Annotated in this window: 8 protein-coding genes; 3 read left to right on the forward strand and 5 right to left on the reverse strand. The window is 30.1% G+C overall.

The features are described from left to right. Positions 1-462 precede the first annotated feature (462 nt). From ACTB1H_RS08150 to ACTB1H_RS08165, 4 genes are all read right to left on the reverse strand, one after another. The gene (locus ACTB1H_RS08150; protein ID WP_463262353.1) at positions 463-1,335 is read right to left on the reverse strand and encodes a TolB-like translocation protein; all 873 of its coding nucleotides are present in this window, start codon (positions 1,333-1,335) and stop codon (positions 463-465) included. Positions 1,336-1,904: 569 nt separating this feature from the next. Further along, positions 1,905-2,231, reverse strand: a complete 327-nt coding sequence (locus ACTB1H_RS08155; RefSeq protein WP_463262354.1) for a hypothetical protein — start codon at positions 2,229-2,231, stop codon at positions 1,905-1,907. A gap of 135 nt (positions 2,232-2,366) precedes the next feature. After that, positions 2,367-2,699 carry a hypothetical protein gene (locus ACTB1H_RS08160; protein WP_463262355.1) on the reverse strand — a complete coding sequence of 111 codons (333 nt, stop codon included), beginning with the start codon at positions 2,697-2,699 and terminating at the stop codon, positions 2,367-2,369. 285 nt (positions 2,700-2,984) lie between these two features. Continuing rightward, positions 2,985-3,569 carry a hypothetical protein gene (locus ACTB1H_RS08165; RefSeq protein WP_463262356.1) on the reverse strand — a complete coding sequence of 195 codons (585 nt, stop codon included), beginning with the start codon at positions 3,567-3,569 and terminating at the stop codon, positions 2,985-2,987. A gap of 205 nt (positions 3,570-3,774) precedes the next feature. Here ACTB1H_RS08165 and ACTB1H_RS08170 point away from each other — a divergent pair, with 205 nt between their 5' ends. The 3 genes from ACTB1H_RS08170 (at position 3,775) to ACTB1H_RS08180 (ending at position 6,932) form a co-directional block, all read left to right on the forward strand. Beyond that, positions 3,775-4,596, forward strand: coding sequence for a purine-nucleoside phosphorylase (locus ACTB1H_RS08170; RefSeq protein WP_463262357.1), 822 nt, complete (start codon positions 3,775-3,777; stop codon positions 4,594-4,596). Between the two features lie 9 nt (positions 4,597-4,605). Further along, the gene (locus ACTB1H_RS08175; RefSeq protein WP_463262358.1) at positions 4,606-5,664 is read left to right on the forward strand and encodes an S-methyl-5-thioribose-1-phosphate isomerase; all 1,059 of its coding nucleotides are present in this window, start codon (positions 4,606-4,608) and stop codon (positions 5,662-5,664) included. Between the two features lie 83 nt (positions 5,665-5,747). Continuing rightward, positions 5,748-6,932, forward strand: coding sequence for an aminotransferase-like domain-containing protein (locus tag ACTB1H_RS08180; RefSeq protein ID WP_463262359.1), 1,185 nt, complete (start codon positions 5,748-5,750; stop codon positions 6,930-6,932). A 58-nt stretch (positions 6,933-6,990) separates the two neighbouring features. On the opposite strand, the gene ACTB1H_RS08185 is transcribed toward ACTB1H_RS08180, so the two are convergent. Then, positions 6,991-8,529, reverse strand: a complete 1,539-nt coding sequence (locus ACTB1H_RS08185; RefSeq protein ID WP_463262360.1) for an ATP-binding cassette domain-containing protein — start codon at positions 8,527-8,529, stop codon at positions 6,991-6,993. Between the last annotated feature and the right edge of the window lie 348 nt (positions 8,530-8,877).

The following is an 8,877-nucleotide window of genomic DNA, read 5'->3' on the forward strand; positions in this document are numbered from 1 at the left end:
TTGAGTTTCTTATCCATCGATAAATAATACGTAGATTTGTTTTGACAGACGTAAAGGCTTATGATATTCCAAGTTTAAATATATATTGCAATTTTCTTGATTATTTTTTTACTTCGTATTTTCATAGGCTACTCTACACTCTTTTCTTTATCTTTTGGTTTTTTTATTTATAATATAGTAAGTTATTGGTAAAGTAAACATGATTCAAATCTGGGTTCAAATTAATTCTAAGATTTTTTAATTTATATATCTGTAAAATTTTTTAGATGCGATGTCATAAATCTTATTCTTTTAATTCCATTAATATCATTTAATATTGTTATCTAGTTGGAATAATTCCATAATATTACTATTAAATAGTATTCCATTTTGGTGCTTGTATATTATGGAATAATAGATATTTCATCGTAATTATAATGCAATATCTATTATTTGGAAACCATCTACAACTAGAATACAATTTTAATTCCCAATTAGCATAAAATTATTAATATGTCCTATTCCATATTCCTCAACAAAAATAGTTTTCTTCTTGCCTGTAACTAAATCATAATAATAAATACCTCTATTTTCATAATTTTCATCCGATCCCAAATAATATATTCCATTATTACTTCGATCAAGTTGAACTTCACTAATATTTTTTGAATCAGGTATTTTTATTTCCTCAAACTCTTCTGTATCCAAATTTATTCTGTTTATCCTCATGCTGTTGTTGTTGCTACTATCTCCGTCCCGATAAATCAATAAATATTTGTCTGTTGCTGATATTGAAAGTATCTTCTCTTTTTCAAAGAAAAACATTTCCTCCTTTGCCGAAAAATCATTCTTATATCTAGTTATGGTATTATCCGGATAATAATATCTGTCTACCTCTTTTTTAGACTGTTTCTCAGCATTTTCATATCCTTGTGCTTGAGAATATGTCGAAGTATAAAATTCATTTTCGTTTTCGATATTTAAGCAAATTGACCACACATCTGTATCGTCATCTTCTAGATCATTATAAAAAATTGTTCCTGTTTTCTTATTATATTCTACAAGCCTTAATGCCCTGGTACCATTTTTAACTGCAACTAAAAGAATATTGTCTCTTCTGGGAAGAATATAATTTATAGCAAATAAACCATCCGTTAATTGTTTTTTCTCATTAGTTTCAAGGTCGATTAAAAACAATTCATCTCCGTCTCCAGTTTTTTCATTCTTTGCTGAATAATAAATTTTATTATCATTTTTACTATACACCCCTAATGGATATTGTGATGTATATGCTACTGAATTGATTTTTTCTAAATTATCATTTTCTATATCATATACCATAATGTTCGTTGTCATACCAGATTGAGGTCCCTTATTATCATTATAGGTAGTATAGGATATAGATAAATAATCTTAAGGTTCTTCATGGTTATTACTTGTGGTATTATTTTTCATATTTGTACATGCACTTAATAGGAAAATACTAATCATAATTAATAATAATGTTTTTTTCAATTTTTTAAATCATTCCTTTCGCTTAGCTCAAGTCACAAAATTGAATGAACCGCACTTGCTTCTAGCAATTTTTTATTATTCAATAGCCATAGGTATAGCGGTAAACTAGCAATCATTCGGAGGGGAGTAGGCTACTCTATTTCTAGAATAACCGCATTTTTATATGTGTAGATTGCCTCTCCAAGCATAAATAAGTGTGACTAAGAAGTTTTTTAATTGTTATAGAGATCTAGATATCTTCTTGTTTTTCAATTAATATTTTTTTGAAGTCATCATTTGATGGCTTGTTTGTTATGCTCTTTTAGAACTTCTTAGTTTTTTGGTGCTATGATACTATTTCAGACTTACCACTGCTATCAATGCTATGATTATAGAATTAACTTAACTTATATTTATAGAACTATAATTGACTAGCTAGCCTTATAAAAGTATCTTCCCTTAAATGACAATGTACTAGAATAAGTTAATCCGAGATACTCAACTCCAGTTTTCCATATATCTAAAATTGCATCTGGTAACTGTCCATTATCTCTCTTGAAAAAAACATGGGTATAATTCGTATCGGATAGATCTTCATTCAATCTTCTAGTATTTATTTCTTGACCATGCTTTGGATTATCATAGTCTCCCCTTGTCGCACAATCTCCCTTTTTAAGAGTATTACTATTTTCTCCTATAGTGTCATCAAATAGAGTAAATCTACCTGTACCTATCCACATTATTGTATTGATTAACAATAAGTTCGTTGTTACTATTACCCCATACATAAGTTCCTATAGGACTAGTTGTTCCTCTAGGTAAAGAACTATAACTCTGAATTGCAAATGGATATATGATCTTATCTACAAACCCTTCGCCATCATAGATAACTCTCATCCTACTTCAGGGAATATTATTTCTCGTATTATAGGTATATTGGACACTGATTCTTTTATTTCTTTTATCATTTTCATTTCTTGATAATATTGATTTATCTCATTCTCTGACATTAATGATAAATCTAATGGTTCATAAGGAACCTGAATGTTTTGACTACTTAGTTTTTTACCAGGTTCTATTATTACTACCTCTAAATTGTCACCAAACTCAATTAAAGTATTAGGATTCATTACTCCTGGTATTTTCACTTCCCCTATTTCGTTGGCTATTACCGTATTTGGTAATAACGAGGTTAAGATTAATATCAATACCAAAATCTTTTTCATATGATTTCCTCCTTGTTTACTTCAACACCTTTAGCTACCACATTTGTTAAAATTTCTGCAAATACCAAAATGCTTATTTTTAAAATATTATTATAATTTAAAAGAAAGCCACACGTTTTTTAATTTATTAAACTTCTTCTGTACTTTTTCATATAATTAATATAGTTTAACGTATATAAAATCAAAAATGATTATTTCTAGTCCTTATTAAAAATTATAATGTTTTAGCACTGTTTAGTTAAAAATCATGAAATGAACTCTATAATATAACAATTTTCAATCAGATTAATGTTTAATATCAATTATCGATGTATCAAAATCATATGACAAGCTGTCTGATTTAAACCAGAGCTCAGATTCCTGCATTGGTATAGACATTTTTACCCAGTCTTCCTTGCGTTCCAATATATAGCCTGTTCCATATTGTATTCCTTTTTCATTGCCATCAATCCCATCATAACTCATTGCCCCATTAAGAATAGCTTGATTAGCATTATCTTTAAAAAGCGATTCATCATAACTTAGTTTGCTTTTATCAATTGTACCACGGATTACTGGAATGTCACCGGATGCCTGAGCAACTCTGCATTCATTATCAACTTCTTCGATTACGATTACCATGTCATTTTTATTTAAAGTATATTCTTCATTTTCTAAACTTTGATAAACTGGATTGTTATCAGAATCCACAGTAATCACATATGGATCTTTTAAAACAACATCTTCAGTAATTATAGCTATTTTACCTGTATATTCAGCGAATTGATCTTCAGGCTCTTGTTGTGGCTCAGTAGGACCTTTGTCAGTACAGCCAACAACTAGAATAGCTATTAAAGCTATCATTAAAGTACTCAATATATGTTTTTTCAACGGTATCACCTACTCGTATTTTATAAAATTCTTTTATAATTGAAATGTTCTATCACTGCCTTGTAGTATTCATTGATACTTTTATTACAAACATACCCTGCAATTTAAAAAATAATCGTTATGTATGTGATTACACAAAATGGCTAATAAACTCTTATAATTTTTGAGAATTATTTGGTATAATTAAATTAAATGGAGGTGCCAAATGGAGTATAATTTTGAATACTATAAAAAAGCAGCAGATTACATATTAAAAATAGTTGGACACGATGTTGAAATCGGGCTTATATTAGGTTCGTCAATAGGCAGTGTAAAAGAGATAATTGATGTTGAAAAGATTATAGATTACAAAGATATCCCAAACTTTCTCATTTCTACGGCAGAAGGCCATGAGGGAAAGCTCATAATAGGAGAAGTTAAAGGTAAAAAAGTTGTAGCAATGAGCGGAAGATTTCACTATTATGAAGGGTATACATTTGAAGAGCTTTCAATACCGATAAGAGTATTTAAACTTTTGGGAGTAAAGAAAGTAATTTTAACAAATGCAGCTGGAGCAATAAATAGAGATTTTAAACCCGGAGATATAGTTCTAATCAAGGATCACATAAAATTAACTGGTGCTAGTCCTTTGAGAGGAAAAAATATTGAAGAATTTGGACCTAGATTTTTTGATGTAACAGATATGTATACAGAAAAATTAAGGAGATTGGCAAAAGATATTGCGAAAGAACAGAATATCGATATTAAAGAAGGAGTTTATTATTTTGCCACAGGTCCACAGTTTGAAACAAAAGCTGAAATCAAAGCAATGGATATACTCGGGGCAGACTTAGTTGGCATGTCAACAGTCACTGAAGCATTAACTGCAGCACATGCTAGTATTGAGGTATTAGCCATGTCATTAGTTACAAACATGGCTGCTGGGATTTTGGATAAAAAGATAACTACCGAAGAAGTTGAAGAGATAGGGAAACTCTCAAGAGAGAAGTTGAAAACATTTATTTCTTCAATAATAGAATATATGTAGGAGGGAGCCATGGAAAGATTTGATGAAGGCTTAGCGTTTTTATTGAGGTATGAAAACATCGCATGGTATGAAAATGGAGTTGTCAAGATTTTAGATAGGAGAATCTATCCTAATGAAATCTCATTTGTAGAATGTAAAAGTCATAAAGAGGTAGCAAAAGCAATAAAAGACATGGTAACACAAAGTGCAGGACCATACACAGCATGTGGCATGGGAATGGCACTTGCGGCATATGAGGCTAGGAATCTGAATAAAAATGATTTCATTAACTATTTAAACGAAGCAGCGAAAACTCTTTATTCGGCTAGGCCAACCACTACTAAAAGGATGAAGCTCATCACAGATGGATGTATTGAAGCTGCTTTAATAGCACTTGAAAAAGGAGAAAGAGTCGACGAAAAGATTTTTTTACATACAATCGAACACAATAACAAAAGATACAGCAGAATTAATGACGTGGCTAAATATTTAGTAGATATGTTTCCGAAAAAAGGAACTATTATGACACAATGTTTCGGTGAAACAATAGTGGGCATGATGTTAAAAGAGGCGAAAGAAAGAAATTTAGATATAAAAGTAATCTGCCCTGAAACAAGACCATATTTTCAAGGCTCAAGGCTTACGGCGAGTGTATGTCATGATCAAGGCTTTGATGTAACTGTCATCACAGATAATATGCCTGCGTATGTTATGGAAGAAAAGAAAGTAGATTTGTTTACTTCAGCAGCTGATGCTATATGCATGGATGGGTATGTTGTAAATAAAGTTGGGACTTATCAAATTGCAATAGTAGCGAAATATATGAAAATTCCATATTTTGTAACAGGGGTACCAGATATCGGACATGAAAATATTTCTACTGTTACTATAGAAGAAAGAGACGGAGATTTTGTGCTTCAAGCAATGGGAGTAAAGACAGCTAAAGACGGTGTTAAAGGGTATTACCCATCGTTTGATAAAACTCCACCTCATCTAGTAAGTGGTGTGGTCACAGATAGGGGTATATTTTCTCCATATGATTTAAAAAGATATTTTAGGGGGGATGAAAAAATAGAAATGATTTTGTAAAAGATATAGACATTCAATTGTTTTAAGTGTAAACTATATATAATAGTAGGAAAAGGTTTTCCGAATATATGGAGGTGTGTTTAATGGCTTTAGAGTATGCAAATAGAATGAACTATGTTAAAGCATCAGAAATTAGAGAGTTACTTAAATTGACAGAGCAACCAGGAATTATTTCTTTTGGTGGCGGATTTCCTGCACCAGAGCTATTCCCTGTAAATGAAATGATTGAGATTAGCAAAAAGGTAATGGAAAACAATGGAGCGCAAGCACTTCAATATGGGCCAACTGAAGGGTACAGACCTCTAAGAGAAGCAATCGCAAAGAGAATGAAAAAAGTACAAGTAGACGCAGTAGTAGAAGATATTTTAGTTACAAGTGGATCACAACAAGGGCTAGATTTTGCTGCAAAAGTATTTATTGATCCAGGTGATTATATAATAATCGAAAAGCCAAGCTACTTAGGAGCTATTAATGCTTTTAGAGCTTACGAACCAAATTTCATTGACATCGAATTAGAAGACGATGGCATGAATATGGAACAATTAGAAAAAGCATTAAAAGAAAACAAAAAAGTTAAATTTATATATGTAATACCAGATTTTCAAAATCCTTCAGGTAAAACTTGGTCTATCGAGAAGAGAAAAAAACTTGTTGAATTAGCAAACAAATACGACATAGCTGTAGTAGAAGACAATCCATATGGAGAATTAAGATATGAAGGAGAATTATTCCCTGCAATTAAACACTTCGATACTGAAGGCAGAGTGATTTTCTTAGGAACTTTTTCAAAGATATTCTGTCCAGGATTGAGACTAGGTTGGATCGATGCTCATCCAGATGTACTTAGAAAATTCGTATTGTTAAAACAAGGTGCTGATTTACAATCAAGCACAATATCTCAAATAGAAGTAGCTACATTCTTAAGCGAATATGATATTGATGCACATATTGAAAAAATAAAAGTAGTTTACAAGAGAAGAAGAGATTTAATGGTAGGGGTCATGAAAGAAAAATTCCCTAAAGAAGTTAAATACACTATTCCAGAAGGTGGATTGTTCACTTGGGTAACATTGCCTGAGCATATAAACACTAGAGATTTAGCGGTAAAAGCATTGGAAAAACAAGTTGCATTTGTACCAGGCGGTTCATTCTATGCATATCCTGGTCATGAAAATGATATGAGATTAAACTATTCTGCAATGCCAGATGATTTGATAATTGAAGGAATGAATAGATTAGCAGATGTAATTAATGAAGCATTGAAATAACAAAGTTCAGAGGATTTCCTCTGAACTTTTATCTTTGTTAAATTAAAGTATATATATTTTAGCTTTGTAAACTTTCCAAACTAATACATTCATCGAATAAATCAATGATTTCTTGTGATTCTGTATGGGATACACAAATGACAGTCTTACCAAGATTCAATATTTCTTTAGTTATCTTAAAAGCAAGATCTTCATTTAGTCCAGAAGTATGTTCATCTAATATAATGATATCCTTTGGATCTATAAGACATCTAGCTATTCCAATTCTTACAGCTTCTCCACCAGAAATTTTACGTTCTTTACTCAATATATCTTCTAAAGATAAATCCAACTCTAACATTTCAATTAATTTACTAATTTTATTATTTTCGTTAACCTTACCTAATAAAATATTATTTTCTACGGAATTTTCAAAGATATGTGTGTCTTGGGAAATATAAGATATAGTAGTATATATAGCTGATTTTTCCATATCTTCTATGTTTTTATTAAATATTAGAACTTTTCCTTTGTCTGGAGTCAATTCACCGGCAATTATTTTTAATAATGTGGACTTACCGCTTCCGCTTTTACCTTTTATTAAATAAGTTTTATTTTTCATAAACTTATAACTTACATTATTTAAAACTTTATTATTCCCATAAGAAAATTCTATATTTTCGATATCAACAGCCACCTCAGAAGAATCAAAAATAGGGAATTTGAAATCTTTTTGTGAAAGATCAACTTCAGTTTCTCCAATAAGTCTTTTCTTTGCAACAAGACTCGACGCATAGTTATTATAAAGGGAAATCAATGCAACAACAGGTCCTGCTAAATAATTCATTAATTGTAATAATGTAATGACTTCTCCTATGGATATTATAGACCTGCTTACAAAAATTCCTCCAGTAAATAATATTACTATTTGACTAATATTGCTTATACCTTCAGAAAACACATCATTTAATATGTTCAGAAGCTTAAACGACTCTCTTTTGTCTTCGTGCTCTTTAGAAATATTTTCATGAATTGACTTGATCCAGTTTATTCCATTGTATCTTATTAACTCTTTTTTTCCAGTAAGGGTATCCTCGATAAATTTTAAATAATTATCTGAAGAATTTACAAAGTTTTCTGATCTATTTTTTAATGCTTTTTGGCTAAATATAGGCACGATAAGAGGCAATGAGGAAGATATAAATGCAATTATAAAAAGCCTTATATCTATGCTTATTAAAGATATTGAAGTAAATATAAACACACTTAGAATATTAACAAAATTAAATTTATTCATCAACTGACCACTATAATAAATATCCAAGTTTTGAGAGTAGTCAACTAAATCAAATTTATCTCTGTTGTTTGTAAATTCGGAAAGGAATTTATTGTTTTTTATTTTATTCATTTCCTTATTAGAAATTTTAAAAGCAAGCTTGTAAGAAATCACTGGAAGTATTAATGTAAGTAAACCATAGATGAGCATTATTAAAACGTTTTTTCTGAAAATATCAAATTGAGAATTAGTGAGATTGTCTATAAGGACTCCAAATAAAATTGCGATTCTTACTAAAACAAACGAATTTATTATGTAGAATAAATATGCAACTAATTTCATTTTATTGACCTCACTTTCATTTTTTTAGAGGGTATTCCTTTGAAAGTTTGATGCTTTAATTAATTTACCCTTCCATTTGCCAATAATTAAAAGATAGTGCTCATTGGTTAATTGCAAAATCTATTGAATTTTTAATTTTGTATTTTGCAACTACATAATTAGCAGGCAACGATATAGAAAACAAATATTAATTACAGTATAATACTTTTCGTGACTAAAATCCATAAATTTGTAAGATTAACTTTTATGGCGCTAAATGCAAATTAAAATGAAACACTTTTATCTCTGTTAATATGTCATTGTTCATATATCTTGTGAACTCTTTTACGTTAGTTGATGTTCTTCTCC

Source organism: Soehngenia sp. (genome assembly GCF_055108775.1).

What these genes read in the sequence shown, in the direction of transcription:
- ACTB1H_RS08160 (WP_463262355.1), bottom strand. Translation starts at nt 2,699, where the DNA reads ATGAAAAAGATTTTGGTATTGATATTAATCTTAACCTCGTTATTACCA.
- ACTB1H_RS08170 (WP_463262357.1), top strand. Translation starts at nt 3,775, where the DNA reads ATGGAGTATAATTTTGAATACTATAAAAAAGCAGCAGATTACATATTA.
- ACTB1H_RS08150 (WP_463262353.1), bottom strand. Translation starts at nt 1,335, where the DNA reads ATGACAACGAACATTATGGTATATGATATAGAAAATGATAATTTAGAA.
- ACTB1H_RS08180 (WP_463262359.1), top strand. Translation starts at nt 5,748, where the DNA reads ATGGCTTTAGAGTATGCAAATAGAATGAACTATGTTAAAGCATCAGAA.
- ACTB1H_RS08175 (WP_463262358.1), top strand. Translation starts at nt 4,606, where the DNA reads ATGGAAAGATTTGATGAAGGCTTAGCGTTTTTATTGAGGTATGAAAAC.
- ACTB1H_RS08185 (WP_463262360.1), bottom strand. Translation starts at nt 8,529, where the DNA reads ATGAAATTAGTTGCATATTTATTCTACATAATAAATTCGTTTGTTTTA.